This window comes from Polynucleobacter sp. 71A-WALBACH, assembly GCF_018882365.1.
In the GTDB taxonomy this organism is placed as follows: Bacteria; Pseudomonadota; Gammaproteobacteria; order Burkholderiales; family Burkholderiaceae; genus Polynucleobacter.
The window spans coordinates 93,343-109,444 of record NZ_JACVOP010000004.1 but is presented as its reverse complement, the minus strand read 5'-3'; the positions used below and the strand labels follow the sequence as shown (position 1 = coordinate 109,444).

The window sequence follows — 16,102 nt, the reverse complement described above, 5'->3', positions numbered from 1 at the left end:
TTCGCATGACCGAGCAGCGCGAATCGACTTTAGCCATTCTCCCGTTTTGGGTTTGGTGTATTCCACTTTTGCCACTTGGTCTGGCGGCCGCCATTTACTTCGGCGGGCTACAAACTCCAACGTTTTTATTCATCAATCGCTATACCCAAATTCTTCCAGATACCTTATGGGCCTGGCTGACTTTCGCTGGTAATGGCTGGGGTGTCTTTGCCTTATGTTTTCCCCTGCTACTGCTGGCTCCTAGATTGTTTTGCGCTGGACTTATAGCCTCCTTAATTGGTGGTGCTGTTAGCCAGATCATCAAACCTTTTTTAGACTTTCCTCGTCCTGCAGGAGTATTGGCTTTAGGAGACTTCTATCGCATAGGCGAGCCCTTGTTTCATAGAGCAATGCCCTCTGGCCACACACTCAGCGCTTTTGCAGTGGCCTCTGGAATTTACTTTGCCAGCGATAAAGATAAGCGGGCTACTTTATGGTGGATCTTCATCATTGCAGGCTTTGTTGGCATCTCTAGAAATGCGCTCGGAGCCCACTGGCTTACAGACGTTCTAGCAGGCTGTGCTCTTGGACTATGGTCGGGCATGTTGGGAGCCGTCATGATGCGATTCATTCCAGACGCTCAACTCGCACCGAATAAGCTTGGTCCTCGCCTGATTGCTCTGGGCGGTCTCGCAGCTATTTATGCACTTCTAACTCAAACTTTGGACTCAGTGCTCAATCAATCATTGCAATATGCTTGCGTAGCATTAATTAGCATTACCCTGACTCTATTTATTAAAGCGCAAAAACCTAAGGCCATTTAAAGATGTTTAGTTATCGCCATGCTTTTCACGCAGGCAGCCATGCGGATATCCTGAAGCACATCGTGATGTTTCATTTAGTTGAGTATCTTCAAGAAAAACCGGGCGCCCTGACAATTGTTGATACTCATGCTGGCGCTGGAATTTATAGTCTAGTAGATGGCTTTGCCACCATCAGCAAAGAGGCAGATCAAGGAATTGATCGCTTAGCTCAATTTGCAGAGACGAACTCTGTTAGCCCAGGCATTGCCAAGTATCTCGATTGCATTCGCGCTGAGAATGCCGCAGATGACATCTCAATCTATCCTGGGTCTCCATTTATTCTAGCTAGACTGCTAAGAACTCAAGATCGCCTGAAGCTTTTTGAGCTACACCCCAAAGAGATTGATATCTTGCGCCACAATATTAGTGAACTCAAACAGTCTAAGCAAATTGATATTTACGCAGAAGATAGTTTTGCAAGATTGAAAGGGTTAATGCCACCACCCAGTAGGCGCGGACTAGTCTTGATTGACCCCTCCTATGAAGATAAGCAAGACTACCGTTATCTCGAAACCGCGATGGAGGAAGCGCTACACCGCTTCGCTACCGGGTGTTACGCAATTTGGTACCCATGCCTCTCCAGAAGAGAGTCAGCCGCACTGCCTGATCATATGAAAAAGATTGCGCTAGCCCATAAACGCTCTTGGCTACAAGTTGAACTGCGGGTTGAGAATGCCCCAAAAGAACGCCGACTTCAGGCCAGTGGCATGTTCATCATCAACCCACCGTGGACACTAGAAAAACAATTAACTGAAAGCTTGCCCATCCTTGTCAAAGCACTAGGACAAAATAGTGGCGCTGGCTTTGTATTAAAGAGTTTTGAGGCTTAGGGCTTAGGGCTTCGGACTTCCTATCTAGTCTAGTACTTGAATCATGATTTCATTGCGGCGCATGAAGGGCAAAGTCCAAGGTGGGTTATAGCGCGCAAATTGGGGTTCACCAGCTGGCTTTAAATTCTTGGTCTTCATCCACTCACGCAGGGCCTGAGTTTTTTCTTGCACTTTCTCTTCGTTATAAAAGCCGGAAAAAATAATTACCGCTCTTTTTTCTGCCGGGACTTCTCTAATATTGATTTGTGGATTGAGGGGTTTAGGCAAGCTAGCTAAGGTATATTCCGCAGGCATCACAAAAGATACTGTCCATTGATTTCCAGCGGCCTCTAGAGGTTTGCCACCCTCAATTTTTACTGGAGCGGTCATCGCAATTTTTGCACTCTTATTTTGATCGCCCGACTCAATGCCAACTGGCGCTGTCATGGCAATCTTCTCAGCAACCTGATTTTTTCCAAAAATATAGGCCGCGATCAAACGAAATCCTTGAGCTGATGCAGCATCTAAATCACCGTCTACCTTAACCTCCGCCACAATAAGGGGGGCGTAGGCTCGCAATTCAAAGGGTTCAGATTTCTCTAAGAGGACATACTTCGGTTCTTCAGTTGCCATTGCAGCGCTCGCAATTAAGATGCTGGTGAGAAATACTAAAACTCGCAGGGTGCAGTCTTTCATGATGAAGGACTACCACTGAGATTGAATAGTAAAACCAGATATGTCGTATTGAATATGTGCTTGTGCACCCACTGGCAAAGTGAGCTTTTCGGGTTGATGTCCAAACGGTAGCCCTGTTAATACGGGGATGTGTTCAGGAAGGCGCTTGCTAACGGCCTCAATAGCACTCTCCAGCGTATAACCACGATCATTGTCATAAAGACGATATGCCGAGAATCCACCCAAGAGAATTGCGCTTTGATTACTTAATACACCCGCATCCAATAATTGCATCAGCATGCGCTCAATTCGATAGGGATGCTCATTGACATCCTCTAAAAACAGAATTCCACCTTGGGTCTGTTCCTTGCTTGGCAAGTAAGGCGTTCCCACTAGGCCTGCTAGCACAGTGAGGTTTCCACCCCAGAGCATTCCTGAAGCTTGGACTGTAGTAGATTTTCTTAAGAAGGGTTGCGCGGCTTGGATGGTGCAATCTAGCTTGCGCTCGTTAATTGCTTGCTGAAAATGCTCCCACATAAACTTATTAGGAGTAACAGCCTCACCCTGCTCGCCTTGGCAAGCAAAATCAAAATTGAGCATGGGTCCAGCCAGTGTCACTGCGCCAGTCTTGGCAAGTAAACCCAACTGAAAAACTGTGAAATCACTATGCCCACAAATTTGTAGGCCACTACCAATCGCTTTGGCAATTGCATTCCATTCAACATCTGGGAGAAGGCGGTGTAAGCCATAGCCACCACGCATAACCACAACAGCGCTATCGGGAGATACGCTGGCGAGTTGATTAAGCTCAGCTAAACGCTCTATATCTGACCCAGCAAAGCGTTGCTCTACCCGACTAACGCAGTCTGTATTTAAAACCTCTAGGCCTTGTTGCTTTAGCCACTCAATACCCGCCAAGGGACTGCGCGTATCTAAGCTAGCCCCTGAAGGAGCAATCAAATGAATTTGCTTCAACGCCGCTCCTTGAAAAAATTACGCAGAATTTGCCCGCACTCTTCGCTCATGATGCCACCTTCAACTTGAGTCTGGTGGTTAATCTGCTTTTCAGAGAAAACATTGAGTACGCTTCCAGCAGCACCTGTTTTAGGATCGGCCGCTCCGAATACCACGCGCTCAACTCTGGCGTGCAGCATCGCTCCCGCGCACATAGTGCAGGGCTCTAGAGTGACATAGAGGGTTGTACCGGGCAGGCGATAATTAGATTCGTCTTGGGCTGCAGCACGCAATGCCATCATCTCTGCATGGGCGCTAGGATCACTATTACTAATAGGCTGATTAAAACCGCTTGAAATGATTTGACCATCGCGCACTAATACTGCGCCTACTGGAACTTCGCCAGCGATTGCAGCGAGCTTAGCTTGATCCAAGGCTTGCTGCATAAATTGGCGATCAAGCTCTGCTTGCATATTGCTTCTTAAGAATGAGAAACGTCAGCCCAACAATTGGGGGTTTCATAAAGACGAATGGAGGCCAACTTGAGCCGACCATCAAAAGCTTTTTCAAAAATGGGCTGTAATACTTTAAATGCTGCACTAGCTAAGTTCTCAACAGTGGGGACATGCTCCATCACTACGGTCTTGTGATTGGGAATGGAGTTTAAATAATCCACCAATCCAGTATCTTCTTTAGCCACTAGAAACGCATGGTCCCAAGGCTCCACTACATACTGGTTAGTCAGGCGCTTAATGTCGCCAAAATCTAAGACCATACCATCATCCGCTTTCCCTGGATGATCGGCTATCACACCAGTCAGCGTGACTTCAATCGCATAACGATGACCATGCAAATGGCGGCACTGTCCATCGTGATTGGGAATGCGGTGGCCCGAGTCAAACTCGAGTCGACGGGTAATGGAAATAGCTTCTTGCTTGGTAGTCATGATTACTTTTCTAAATACTGAAATAAGGCTTAATGAAACCGCTATCGAATACCGATCATTTTATGGGCCTGAACGCTTAAACGCCATAAAGGCCGCTTTTGACATAGGCTAACTGCCAGCGTAAGGTTTTCTTGGAGCTTAGGTCCATCCATGGCCTGCAAGAAGCGATTGCGATAATCCATCTTCTCAAATCGCGCCAATATAGTCTCAATAGATCCATGACCAACCTGAGGAATAACGAGTTTAATCTCATCGGCCTGTAACACAATCAGCTCAGAGCCGGCCTTCGGACTGACGCAAACCCAGTCAACCCCTTTGGGAACTTTTATCGTGCCGTTGGTCTCAATAGCAACAGCAAACCCTTTGGCATGCAAAGCATCAATTAAGGGGGCATCGAGTTGCAGTAATGGCTCACCACCAGTAAAAACAACATATCGCTGCTGTGGTCCAGCAGAAGTACTGTTCCACGCTTCCTCTATGGTGTCAGCGAGTTGATCGGCAGTTTGAAACTTGCCACCACCAGCGCCATCGCTACCAACAAAATCGGTATCGCAAAATTGACAAACTGCAGTGGCGCGATCTTCTTCTCTACCGCTCCAAAGATTGCAACCAGCAAAACGGCAAAACACAGCCGCACGACCTGCGTGAGCGCCCTCACCTTGGAGGGTTGGAAAGAGTTCTTTAACTGTATACATAACTAACTGCTGATTTTAAGCGCTTTACTTACTTCCAGGACACTAGCTCCCATTCCAAATAATCTTCCCAAAGAGCATCATTCCAGAATCTGCCACCTAAAAGATAGCGTCCATACCCACGACGAATGACCCAGCGCCCCACCTCTGGCGATAGCCATACGTCTTCCTGGCGATAGTTAGCCACCCTAAATACGTCATTACTCTCAAAATAAGGCGCCTCATTTCGGTACTTCAAGACTGGAAATTGGCCAGCAGGAACACCAACACCCTCCCATTGCAACGCCGACACATTTAATCCCCAGTAGTAACTACTATCAGGATAGCCAACCACTTGATAACGCGTACGGTAGAAACCAGACCAGCCTGGAACCAATTGCTCAGGCCACAAGGGGATGGGCTCTAAAAACTTTTGAGGGGGATTCCAATGGGGATCTTGGAGTACATAACCCCAAGGACTCTGGATTTCATCTGGGAGTGGCCCAGCTTTTAACCCGCTGCGTTGAATCCGAATCTGTGGCGAAATAGACACTACCCGCTCGGTAACTATATCCACTAATTCTTGATTGAAAACATTGCGAACGTTGTAGACCCACTGCTGACCCACTTGTGGAGCCCTCACCTTCGGTGGATTGATGGGCTGTGGCAGAGGGGTCGAGACCGGATAAGGCTGCGAAGAAATACAGGCCACCAACAAAAGTGGCAATACCAGCAAAAGAAGTTTGCGTGCTGTGCTTATTTGTAGGAGCTCAGTTGCCATTGATAGCTACCCTCTAAAATCACAGATCCATAGCCACCCTGTAATTGATAAGAGCCGGAGACCTCGCGCGCAACCCAACGTCCAATACTTGGAACAAACCAAGTAGTCTCTTTTCGAATACAGTCAATTTTGCTTGGATCTTGATTTTCATAATTAATCAAGGACTGAAAACGTAGCGCTGTAAATTGGCCAGCTGGAACAGTAATTTTTTCCCAGCCGTGAACACTCATGTATTCCTGCCAATTCAACCTAGAATCTGAGTAGCCAGCAATACTGTACTTCGTATTGAACTGCTTAGCCCAGGTGCTTGAGAGCTGCTCCGGCCAAAGTGGTAAAGATGGACTGAAGTTAAGTAAGTGTGACCACTGGGTATCTGTGGCAACCATACCCCAGGATGTTTGAATTTCACTTGGTAAACGTGCGCCGTCAGCAGTCATACGATCGATCACAATCGATGAGCCAATATTAGAAACGCGCTCAGTAATCACATCCAAAGTTTTACCGTCAAAGATATTTTTCTTAATGTAAGTCCACTCTTGCCCTACTTGAGGTGGACGAACAACTGGTAATGGGTTTGGCTGAGCAACAGGGATACCATGCTCATAAGAAAGACTGCCACAAGCTACTGGAGCCAAAGCGGCCGATGCAATGAAAGTACGGCGAGATAGATTCATATTGCTACCTATGGTGAATTAATGAAGCAACTTGGTTTGTTCAAGTTTATACATGCCTTAATACTTTGGCTATCTTATTGCGAGCAACGGTGGTCTTTGGAGTACTGGGCACATCAAACCACTGATGGGTGTCTTCCTCAAAGCCAACACCGTGCATAAAGTTGTAAATCGCTTTTTTGAGGCCCATACCCAGAAGATCATGATCCACCCCAGTAGGATCGATAAAGGCCACATCATTCTTTGCAAAGCTAATGGGGGGCAATGGTACGAGCTCAATTCCATAGGCTGCCGGGTCAAGCCCCACAGGAGAATGTACTGTGCACGTAAATCGATGAAAGAACCCACTTTGAATACAGCCATTCTCAAAAAGCTGCCGAACATACTCAAGGGAGTCGACAGTTTCTTGAACAGTTTGCGTAGGGAAGCCATACATTAAATAAGCGTGTACTAAGATTCCCGCGTCAGAGAAGCCTTTAGTCACTTGAGCTACCTGCTCGACTGAAACGCCTTTTTTCATGAGCTCAAGTAGCCTATCTGATGCCACTTCTAATCCACCAGACATGGCAATGCAGCCGCTTTGCGCTAACAATTCACATAGGTCCGGAGTAAACGTCTTCTCAAAGCGAATATTTCCCCACCAAGAAATCACTACCTTGCGACGAATCAATTCTTCAGCAAGGGCTTTCAAGATTTTGGGTGGCGCCGCCTCATCCACAAAATGAAAGCCAGTTTGGCCAGTTTCCGCAACAATTGCTTCGATACGATCAACCAGTAGACTTGCTGACGCAATTTCGTAACGAGAAATGTAGTCGAGGCTAACATCACAGAAGCTGCATTTTTTCCAATAACACCCATGAGCAACAGTAAGCTTATTCCAGCGCCCATCACTCCATAGGCGATGCATAGGATTGAGCATATCCAGCAGGGATAAATACGAATTTAGCGGCAGACCATCCCAGGTTGCAGTCCCAACATCTTCAAATGGAACGTCAGGCTCCTGCCAGTTGATGTAACGCACTTCATTTTTGGCATTACGGATAAAGGTACGTACCAATCTCTCTGAAGAGCGTTTTCCATTTAAATGCTCAGTGAGTGCAAGCAAGGGTCGCTCACCAGAATCTAGGGTGATGTAATCCACAAAATCAAATAGGCGCGGATCGGTTAGCTCACGTAATTCGGTATTGACGTAACCACCACCAAGGCCAATCTTGATATTGGGATAATGCAGCTTGATAGTTTGAGCAATTCTCAATGCCGCATACATAGCTCCAGGGAACGGCACTGAGAGCAATACTAGGCTAGGCTCATGCTTTTCGATCGAGGACTTTGTTAGCTCTTGTAAGTGCACATCCATCAATGTGGGGGTGGCTGCCAAGGCATCTGCCAAAGGCGTAAAGGTCGGCTGACTGCCCGCCAATGATTCAGCATAGCGAACAAACTCAAACCGCTCATCCACAGCATCACGAAGCACATCAGATAAATCATTGAGATAGAGGGTTGCTAAATGACGCGCGCGATCCTGAGAGCCTAATGCACCAAATGCCCATGCCAATGAATCTCCGCCCTCTTCCTCATCATAAGCATCCAAGGAGGTGAATCGAGGGCCTTCAGGCAATAAAGTACGACTATTGATGCGATGAGCAAGAGTGCTATCTCGCCCTTGCAAAAATGCAATAGCTAAAGCGATAGTGCTTTGGTAATCGGCAAAATAATCGAGGAAGAAATTAACGCTCGCACTGCGATCCTCTTCAGGGAGAACCAATGCTTGATCTTTGATCTCCAGCAAACCCTCTGGAGTAAAAAACCCCAGAACTAAGGCTAAAGCCAAATCCTCTTGAACTGCATCTAGACCTTGTGAGCGTAAAAAGCCAGTGAGGTAAGCCGTCGATGGATACGGCGTATTGAGCTGCGTCATCGGCGGAATCAGGCTTAGGATTTTCATGCTGCTATCGTTCGCTTATCGCCAAGTGACTCTAATAACTCTAATTCCTCAGAGGTAAAACCTGCTTGCTCACGTGCCTCAAAATTAAATGGGCCTCTCAAAGTGGGTGCACGATATTGTTCAGCCAACTCTCGATAAGTTGTAATCGGGGATAAGCCCTCATTTGCGCATAAGAAATTAAACCAGCGATTGCCAACGAGTACATGACCAATTTCATCATGAAGAATGATTTCTAAAATCTCTACAGCCCGAGCATCTTTGATTTGCTTAAATCGATCGCGAATTTCAGGAACGGCATCAAGGCCTCTTGCTTCCATTGTTCTAGGGACTAGTGCCATCCTTGCAATCACCGAGTCCGTAGTTCTCTCCACCATCTCCCATAAGCTATTGTGGGCCGGGAAATCTCCATAGCTAAATCCAAAGGATTGCATATGCGCATTGACCAAACTGAAATGGTATGACTCTTCTTTAGCTACCTTGAGCCAGTCTTCGTAATACGCCTTAGGCATATTAGGAAAACGCCAGATAGCATCTAGGGCTAGATTCATGGCGTTAAATTCAATATGCGCAAGCGAGTGCCAAAGAATAGACCTGCCCTCAACGGTATCCATTTTTCTTTTAGGGACCCACTTCGGCGCAACTAAGTCAGGTTTAGCAGGCCGTCCAGGAAGATTGAGGTCTTGACTATTGAGATTGGAAGAAGGGCTTAAATCAACACGCCCAGCTTGATACTCGTCGAATAATTGAGACAGCTCGCCAACCTTGAATTGCACATCAGTATTTGCCAGTATTGCGAGGGCAGTTTCTCGTAACTCAAGCATGGGTATGGGCAAAGGCAGACTGAAGTCGCCTATTCCCACTCAATGGTTGCTGGAGGTTTTCCGCTGATGTCATAGACCACGCGATTAATACCGCGTACTTCATTAATGATGCGATTAGATACCTTACCTAGTAAATCATGCGGTAAGTGAGCCCAATGCGCAGTCATAAAGTCTTGCGTTTGAACTGCTCTGAGGGCTACAACGTATTCATAAGTTCTACCATCACCCATGACACCTACAGACTTCACTGGCAAGAACACCGCAAAAGCTTGGCTGGTAAGGTCATACCAAGATTTTTGGCTCGCTTCATCAATCGTATTACGTAATTCTTCAATAAAGATAGCATCAGCACGTTGCAAAAGATTTGCAAACTCAGTCTTCACTTCACCTAAGATGCGCACACCAAGGCCAGGACCTGGGAACGGATGGCGATACACCATCTCGCGTGGCAAGCCTAGGGCAACGCCAAGTTCACGTACTTCGTCTTTGAACAATTCGCGCAATGGCTCAAGCAGCTTGAGATGCATGTCTTCAGGCAAGCCGCCCACGTTGTGGTGACTCTTGATCGTATGCGCGCCCTTTTTACCTTTACCGGCAGACTCAATCACGTCTGGATAAATGGTTCCTTGAGCAAGCCACTTGGCATTTTTAATCTTGCCAGACTCCGCTTGGAAAATCTCAACGAATTCTTTGCCGATGATTTTGCGCTTCGCCTCTGGATCTGCAACACCAGCCAGCTCAGACATAAACTTTTCTTTAGCATCCACCCGAATGACTTTGACGCCGAGGTTGCGGGCAAACATCTCCATCACCATGTCGCCTTCGTTTAAGCGAAGTAAACCATGATCGACAAACACGCAAGTAAGTTGCTCACCAATCGCGCGATGAATTAATGCTGCTGCCACGCTAGAGTCAACGCCGCCAGATAAACCGAGAATGACCTCTTCATCACCGACTTGCTTACGAATATGTTCAACCGCCTCGCTAATATAGTCACCCATTACCCAATCTGGTTTGCACTCACAGATCTCGTGTACAAAGCGACCCAAGATAGCCTCACCTTGTAATGTATGGGTTACTTCAGGATGAAACTGGAATGCATAGAAACGACGCTCTTCATCAGCCATACCGGCAATAGGACATGACTCAGTTGAAGCCATCATTTTGAAAGCGGGTGGCAATGTTGTTACTGAGTCACCATGACTCATCCACACTTTCAGGATGCCGTGACCTTCACTGGTAGAAAAGTCTTGAATACCTTTAAGCAAGTTGGTGTGGCCATGAGCACGTACTTCTGAATAACCAAACTCACGTGCCTTACCCAGGGATTCAGCAGAAGCAACGGCGCCACCGAGTTGGGTTGCCATGGTTTGCATACCATAGCAAATACCAAGAACGGGGACACCTAATTCAAAAACGATTTGCGGTGCACGAGGACTTTCCGCCTCCGTAACAGAGCTTGGTCCACCAGAAAGAATAATTCCCTGACCGCCCTGCTCTTGAATGAATTTGCGAATGAATTCTGGATCGCAATCGTAAGGATGAATTTCTGAATAGACGCGGGCATCACGCACGCGTCTGGCAATCAGTTGGGTGACTTGGGAACCAAAGTCGAGAATGAGTATTTTGTCGTGCACGAAAGAGCCAGTCTTTAATTCAGCCTAAATTTCAGCTTTTGTTTACTTATTAATCAATGTGGTAATTTGGCGCTTCCTTGGTGATCTTCACATCATGAACGTGTGACTCGCGTACACCCGCTGAAGTGATTTCCACAAAATTCGCTTTCTCATGAAGTTCATCAATCGTCTTACAACCCAAGTAACCCATTGAAGAACGAATGCCACCCGTCAGTTGATGCAAGATCGCAAGGACACTACCTTTGTAGGGAACTTGGCCTTCAATACCTTCTGGCACTAACTTCTCAGCATTCGCTGCACTAATATCACTCTGGAAATAACGATCGGCAGAACCGTCCGCCATCGCACCCAAAGAACCCATGCCGCGATAGCTCTTGTATGAACGGCCTTGGTATAGGAATACTTCGCCAGGCGCCTCTTCAGTGCCAGCAAACATACCACCCATCATGACGGAACTTGCGCCAGCAGCCAATGCTTTGGCAACATCACCTGAGTAACGCACACCACCATCAGCAATTAACGGAATACCTGTACCCTTGAGAGCAGCAGCTACATTCACAATCGCGCTAATTTGAGGAACACCTACACCCGCGACAATCCGGGTTGTGCAAATTGAGCCTGGGCCAATACCTACCTTAACGCCATCAGCACCATGGTCAGCCAGTGCTCTAGCAGCATCACCAGTAGCAATGTTGCCGCCAATCACTTGAACGTGTGGATAGTTCTTCTTAACCCACTTAACGCGATCCAATACCCCTTGGCTGTGACCATGTGCGGTATCCACCACAATCACATCAACGCCTGCGCGTACCAAGAGCTCAATACGCTCATCATTATCGGGACCTACGCCAACAGCAGCGCCAACGCGCAATTTACCTTCGCTATCTTTACAAGCATTTGGATGCTCAGTAGCCTTCAAAATATCTTTAACGGTAATCAGGCCACGCAACTCGAACTTGTCATTGACAACCAGGACACGCTCCAAGCGGTGTTGACTCATCAAGCGCTTTGCTTCTTCGAGCGAGCAACCTTCTTTAACCGTAATCAAGCGCTCACGTGGAGTCATCTTGGTTTTAACCGGTGCGTCTAAATCTTCTTCAAAGCGTAAGTCGCGGTTGGTAATAATGCCGACCACCTCTTTACCAGTCAGCACTGGGAATCCAGAGAAACCATGCTCACGAGAAAGTTGAATGACTTGGCGAAGCGTGACATCAGGGCTCACCGTAATCGGATCACGCAAGATGCCAGACTCGTAACGTTTGACCTTAGCCACTTCCCTAGCCTGTTCAGCAGGCTTGAGATTTTTATGAACAATACCAATACCACCTTCGCTGGCCATAGCAATTGCCAGACGGCCTTCAGTAACGGTATCCATAGCTGCGGACACCAACGGTGTATTGAGTGAAATATCTCGAGTTAACTTACTTGCCAAGCTGGCATCTCGAGGAAGTACCGAAGAATAAGCCGGTACAAGGAGCACATCGTCAAAAGTGAGTGCTTTTTGAATGAGTCGCATGCAAAACCCCTAGTCGCAAAAACCGATTATAGCCTCCTAGCCTTTCTTTTAGCTGCGGCAGCCTGGAATTTGGCATCCTGGTTCTGGTTGGCCTTCTTACGGCGGACAGCCTTGGGGTCTACTAGGAGCTCTGAATACAGCTCTAAACGATCGCCCTCATAAATTGGGCTATCCCAATCTTTACGCTTCCCAAAGACGCCAAAACAGCCTTTTCTAGCCAAGATGGGATCTTCAGAATCTTGAGCGATTCCAGCTTTGATCAGGGCCAGGCCTACCGTAGGGGTCTCGGAGGGTTCAAAATGCATTAAAAATGGGCTTAACTTGGGTTCGCCCAAGCGAGCATCGCAAATCAGAATCTCCATTGAACGACTAGCCATAGAGGTCTTCAGCTCGCTTGACGAAACAATCGACAAAGGTGCCGGCAATATGACCAAATACGGGGCCAATGATCTTGTCTAGGATGACGCTCTTGAACTCCCAATGGAGCTTGAATTCCACCTTACAAGCATCTTCCTTGAGTGGGATAAAGTTCCATTGCCCAGAAAAGTGCTTAAAAGGGCCGTCTACGAAGACCATATCAATGGTTTCGGGGCGATGATTGACGTTTCTGGTGTGAAAGTACTGATTAATACCCTTAAAGTGGATGTTGATTTTGGCATCCAAAACAGTCTCAGTTTGCTCAAAAATTTCCACGCCACCACACCAGGGCAAGAATTCAGGGTAACGCGCAACGTCAGTTACTAAGCCATACATGCGGTCGGCTGATTGGCCAATTAAAACGGTCTTGTTGACGTCTGCCATAATCGATCTTGAGAAGCTAAATAAATATGAGTATCGTCGATAACAAAAAAGCCTTCTTCGATTATTTTATCGAGGAACGGTTCGAGGCAGGACTGGTTCTGGAAGGCTGGGAAGTAAAAGCCATTCGCGCTGGTCGAGTCCACATTAAAGAAGCGTATGTTGTCATCCGTCGGGCGGAGCTATTCCTGATCGGCTGTCACATCACCCCGCTACTATCGGCCTCCACTCATATAGTTCCCGAGAGTACCCGTACCCGCAAACTCCTCCTCAATGCGATTGAGATTAAAAAGCTGATTGGCAAAGTTGAACAAAAGGGCTACACACTGGTTCCTCTGAACTTGCATTTCTCCAAAGGGAATGTGAAATGCGAGATCGGACTAGCTCGGGGCAAGAAACAACATGACAAGCGCGCCGCTACTAAAGAGCGTGAATGGGAAGTTCAAAAGGGACGAATTGCTAGAGGCGATCTCAACGCTTAAGCTGCTGTAGTAGGTAAGCCAACTGGGTGCAACTAACCCTAAAGAACAATTCTTATGCATTTATGCACCAATAAAGTGCAATAAGGCACCAAGCCGCCCCATTCCATCCCCTGCAGTTAACTCCAAAGGCATTAGTTTGTAACTATGAAATTGCCCTTTGACGAAATGCTCGACGCCAGCGGAAAAGCGCGTCCCCATTACCAAGTTTTCCATCAATGGCTTCAGCAGCAGAGTGACACCCTCATGGGTCTCAAGCGCGCTGAAGCTGACTTGATATTCCGACGAGTCGGCATTACCTTTGCCGTCTATGGAGATGATCTGGGGTCTGAGCGAACCATCCCCTTCGATCAAGTGCCACGTATATTTACCGCAAAAGAGTGGGAACAGTTAGAGTCTGGCCTACGTCAACGGGTTAAAGCACTCAATCGCTTTATTTACGACGTCTATCACGAAGAAGAAATCATTAAGGCAGGAATCATTCCCGCCGAGCAAATCTATAACAACGCGCAATACCGCCCCGAGATGCGTAACGTCAACATACCTCGTGATATCTATGCCCAAATTGCCGGAATCGATATCGTGCGCGCTGGTGAAGGTGAGTTCTATGTTCTAGAAGATAACCTGCGCGTCCCCTCTGGTGTTTCTTATATGGTTGAAGATCGCAAAATGATGATGCGACTCTTCCCCGATCTATTCCAGAAATATCGAGTTGCACCCGTAGAGCACTATCCAGATTTTCTGCTGGAATGTCTTAAATCCGTTAAGCCCGATGATGTTAAGAAGCCTAATGTCGTAGTGCTAACTCCAGGCATGTATAACTCCGCTTACTTTGAACACAGCTACCTGGCCCAACAAATGGGCGTTGAGCTGGTTGAAGGAAAAGATTTATTTGTGAAGAACGAGCAAGTCTTCATGCGGACCACTCAAGGGCCTGAACGAGTCGATGTGATCTACCGTCGCGTTGATGATGATTTCCTAGACCCCCTCGCCTTCCGCTCAGACTCAACCCTAGGTGTTGCTGGATTGCTATCCGCGCATCGCGCGGGTAATGTGACTTTGGCTAACGCTATTGGCACTGGCATTGCTGATGACAAATCCATCTACCCTTATGTGCCTGACATGATTGAATTCTATTTAGGTGAGAAACCTATTCTTAATAACGTACCCACATTTCAATGTCGCAAGCCAGATGACCTCGCTTACACCTTAGCTAATTTAGATAAGTTGGTAGTGAAGCTAACGCATGGCGCTGGAGGTTATGGCATGTTAGTTGGACCAGCATCTAGCAAGGCGGAGATAGAAGAGTTCCGCAAGCATTTGATTGCCAATCCAGATAAATATATTGCCCAACCAACACTTGCGCTCTCCACGTGCCCCACTTTTGTTGAGTCTGGTGTTGCGCCACGCCACATCGATCTTCGTCCGTTTGTTCTGTCGGGCAAAACAATCAAAATGGTTCCAGGTGGCCTTACCCGCGTTGCCCTCAAAGAAGGTTCTTTGGTCGTGAACTCCTCACAAGGTGGCGGCACTAAGGACACTTGGGTTCTAGAAGAATAAAAGGGATAAGTAAATATGTTGAGTCGTACCGCTGATTGCCTTTACTGGATGGCCCGCTATACAGAGCGCGCAGAAAATACTGCCCGCATGTTGGATGTCAACCACCAGACCTCCCTCCTTCCGCAGCCTGCAGAATTTTTAGAGCAAAGTTGGAAGAAGTTGCTCACTATCTCCAAGCTAGAAGAGTCCTTCATGGAGAAATACGATGTAGTCACCCGTGAGAATGTTTTGGACTTCATGATCTATGAAACCAGCAATCCTTCCAGCATCGTGTCCTGCTTATTTGCCGCTCGAGAAAATGCCCGTGTTATTCGGGGAAGAATTACATCCGAAGCCTGGGAAACTCAAAATACCACTTGGCTTGAATTGCAACGCATTCTTGAGGCCCGCAATCAAGCAGACCCCAGCAGACTTCTTGAATGGGTTAAGCATCGCTGCCATCTATTTCGGGGCGTAATGCATGGCACCATGCTCAAGAATGAAGCCTTTTACTTCATGAATGTAGGAACGCTTCTGGAACGCGCCGATAACACTGCTCGTATCCTGGAAACCAAATATGAAGACCAAGCAACCCTTAAAGTACTCCGCACGGATAAGAAGGTTGAAGCCGATGGTGCAGATGGAGACTTCTTTGATTTCTATCATTGGGCAGCTCTTCTTCGCTCAGTTTCCGCCTTTGAAATTTACCGCCAGATCTATTCTGATCAAGTAACCCCAAAGCAAGTTGCGCAGCTGTTAATTTTTAACAAGCAAATGCCACGCTCGCTGGTTAGCTGTGTCAACGAATTGATTCCATTGATTTCAGAAGTAAAAAATCAACAGTCCAAGGAAATCGAACGACTACTAGGTAAGCTCAAGGCAAGCCTAGACTATTCAGACATTGATGAAGTGTTCTCACAAGGGCTAGAAGAATTCATTGAAGAGTTCTTGCAGCGCATTAATCACATTGCTGATGAGTTCAGTAATGCCTATCTCATTCCACTAGCTGTAGCCTAAA

General features: G+C 47.1%; 18 protein-coding genes. 5 read left to right on the top strand and 13 right to left on the bottom strand.

Annotated elements, in window-relative coordinates:
- The first annotated feature begins 5 nt into the window (after nt 1-5).
- Nucleotides 6-803: a phosphatase PAP2 family protein gene (locus tag ICN42_RS11235; RefSeq protein ID WP_216254822.1), complete on the top strand. Its 798-nt coding sequence runs from the start codon at nt 6-8 to the stop codon at nt 801-803.
- A gap of 2 nt (nt 804-805) precedes the next feature.
- Nucleotides 806-1,672 (top strand): 23S rRNA (adenine(2030)-N(6))-methyltransferase RlmJ, encoded by an 867-nt coding sequence (locus tag ICN42_RS11230; RefSeq protein WP_216254820.1) that lies wholly within the window; start codon nt 806-808, stop codon nt 1,670-1,672.
- Nucleotides 1,673-1,696: 24 nt separating this feature from the next.
- Here the strand turns inward: ICN42_RS11230 and ICN42_RS11225 are convergent, their stop codons facing one another.
- The 13 genes from ICN42_RS11225 to ICN42_RS11165 are packed head-to-tail and all read right to left on the bottom strand — an operon-like array spanning nt 1,697 to nt 13,069.
- Nucleotides 1,697-2,347 carry a heme-binding protein gene (locus ICN42_RS11225; protein WP_255539369.1) on the bottom strand — a complete coding sequence of 217 codons (651 nt, stop codon included), beginning with the start codon at nt 2,345-2,347 and terminating at the stop codon, nt 1,697-1,699.
- Between the two features lie 9 nt (nt 2,348-2,356).
- Nucleotides 2,357-3,301: an LD-carboxypeptidase gene (locus ICN42_RS11220; protein ID WP_216254817.1), complete on the bottom strand. Its 945-nt coding sequence runs from the start codon at nt 3,299-3,301 to the stop codon at nt 2,357-2,359.
- The gene (tadA, locus tag ICN42_RS11215) at nt 3,298-3,753 is read right to left on the bottom strand and encodes a tRNA adenosine(34) deaminase TadA (protein ID WP_216254814.1); all 456 of its coding nucleotides are present in this window, start codon (nt 3,751-3,753) and stop codon (nt 3,298-3,300) included. Before tadA ends, ICN42_RS11220 begins: the two co-directional genes overlap by 4 nt.
- 8 nt (nt 3,754-3,761) lie before the next feature.
- Entirely contained in the window at nt 3,762-4,226 is a 465-nt protein-coding gene (gene queD / locus ICN42_RS11210; protein ID WP_216254811.1) for a 6-carboxytetrahydropterin synthase QueD, read from the bottom strand.
- A gap of 41 nt (nt 4,227-4,267) precedes the next feature.
- Complete coding sequence (gene queE / locus ICN42_RS11205; RefSeq protein WP_216254808.1) at nt 4,268-4,921, bottom strand: 7-carboxy-7-deazaguanine synthase; 654 nt, start codon at nt 4,919-4,921, stop codon at nt 4,268-4,270.
- Nucleotides 4,922-4,949: 28 nt separating this feature from the next.
- On the bottom strand, nt 4,950-5,678 hold the full coding sequence (locus tag ICN42_RS11200) for a hypothetical protein (protein WP_216254805.1): 729 nt from the start codon (nt 5,676-5,678) through the stop codon (nt 4,950-4,952).
- Entirely contained in the window at nt 5,654-6,352 is a 699-nt protein-coding gene (locus tag ICN42_RS11195) for a hypothetical protein (RefSeq protein ID WP_216254801.1), read from the bottom strand. The genes ICN42_RS11200 and ICN42_RS11195 overlap by 25 nt, the downstream gene beginning before the upstream one ends.
- Before the next feature lie 46 nt (nt 6,353-6,398).
- Nucleotides 6,399-8,294 carry a radical SAM protein gene (locus ICN42_RS11190; RefSeq protein WP_216254795.1) on the bottom strand — a complete coding sequence of 632 codons (1,896 nt, stop codon included), beginning with the start codon at nt 8,292-8,294 and terminating at the stop codon, nt 6,399-6,401.
- Nucleotides 8,291-9,115, bottom strand: a complete 825-nt coding sequence (locus ICN42_RS11185; protein ID WP_216255090.1) for a ferritin-like domain-containing protein — start codon at nt 9,113-9,115, stop codon at nt 8,291-8,293. Before ICN42_RS11185 ends, ICN42_RS11190 begins: the two co-directional genes overlap by 4 nt.
- Nucleotides 9,116-9,144: 29 nt before the next feature.
- Nucleotides 9,145-10,752 (bottom strand): glutamine-hydrolyzing GMP synthase, encoded by a 1,608-nt coding sequence (gene guaA / locus ICN42_RS11180; protein WP_216254792.1) that lies wholly within the window; start codon nt 10,750-10,752, stop codon nt 9,145-9,147.
- Nucleotides 10,753-10,801: 49 nt separating this feature from the next.
- Nucleotides 10,802-12,268, bottom strand: a complete 1,467-nt coding sequence (gene guaB, locus ICN42_RS11175; protein ID WP_215386071.1) for an IMP dehydrogenase — start codon at nt 12,266-12,268, stop codon at nt 10,802-10,804.
- 26 nt (nt 12,269-12,294) lie between these two features.
- Entirely contained in the window at nt 12,295-12,645 is a 351-nt protein-coding gene (locus tag ICN42_RS11170) for an RnfH family protein (protein WP_216254789.1), read from the bottom strand.
- Nucleotides 12,638-13,069 (bottom strand): type II toxin-antitoxin system RatA family toxin, encoded by a 432-nt coding sequence (locus ICN42_RS11165; protein WP_216254786.1) that lies wholly within the window; start codon nt 13,067-13,069, stop codon nt 12,638-12,640. Before ICN42_RS11165 ends, ICN42_RS11170 begins: the two co-directional genes overlap by 8 nt.
- 26 nt (nt 13,070-13,095) lie before the next feature.
- Between ICN42_RS11165 and smpB the strand changes: the two genes are divergently transcribed.
- The 3 genes from smpB (at nt 13,096) to ICN42_RS11150 (ending at nt 16,101) form a co-directional block, all read left to right on the top strand.
- Nucleotides 13,096-13,548, top strand: coding sequence for an SsrA-binding protein SmpB (gene smpB, locus ICN42_RS11160; RefSeq protein WP_216254783.1), 453 nt, complete (start codon nt 13,096-13,098; stop codon nt 13,546-13,548).
- 144 nt (nt 13,549-13,692) lie between these two features.
- The gene (locus ICN42_RS11155) at nt 13,693-15,105 is read left to right on the top strand and encodes a circularly permuted type 2 ATP-grasp protein (RefSeq protein ID WP_216254780.1); all 1,413 of its coding nucleotides are present in this window, start codon (nt 13,693-13,695) and stop codon (nt 15,103-15,105) included.
- A 15-nt stretch (nt 15,106-15,120) separates the two neighbouring features.
- On the top strand, nt 15,121-16,101 hold the full coding sequence (locus tag ICN42_RS11150) for an alpha-E domain-containing protein (protein WP_216254778.1): 981 nt from the start codon (nt 15,121-15,123) through the stop codon (nt 16,099-16,101).
- Nucleotide 16,102 lies beyond the last annotated feature (1 nt).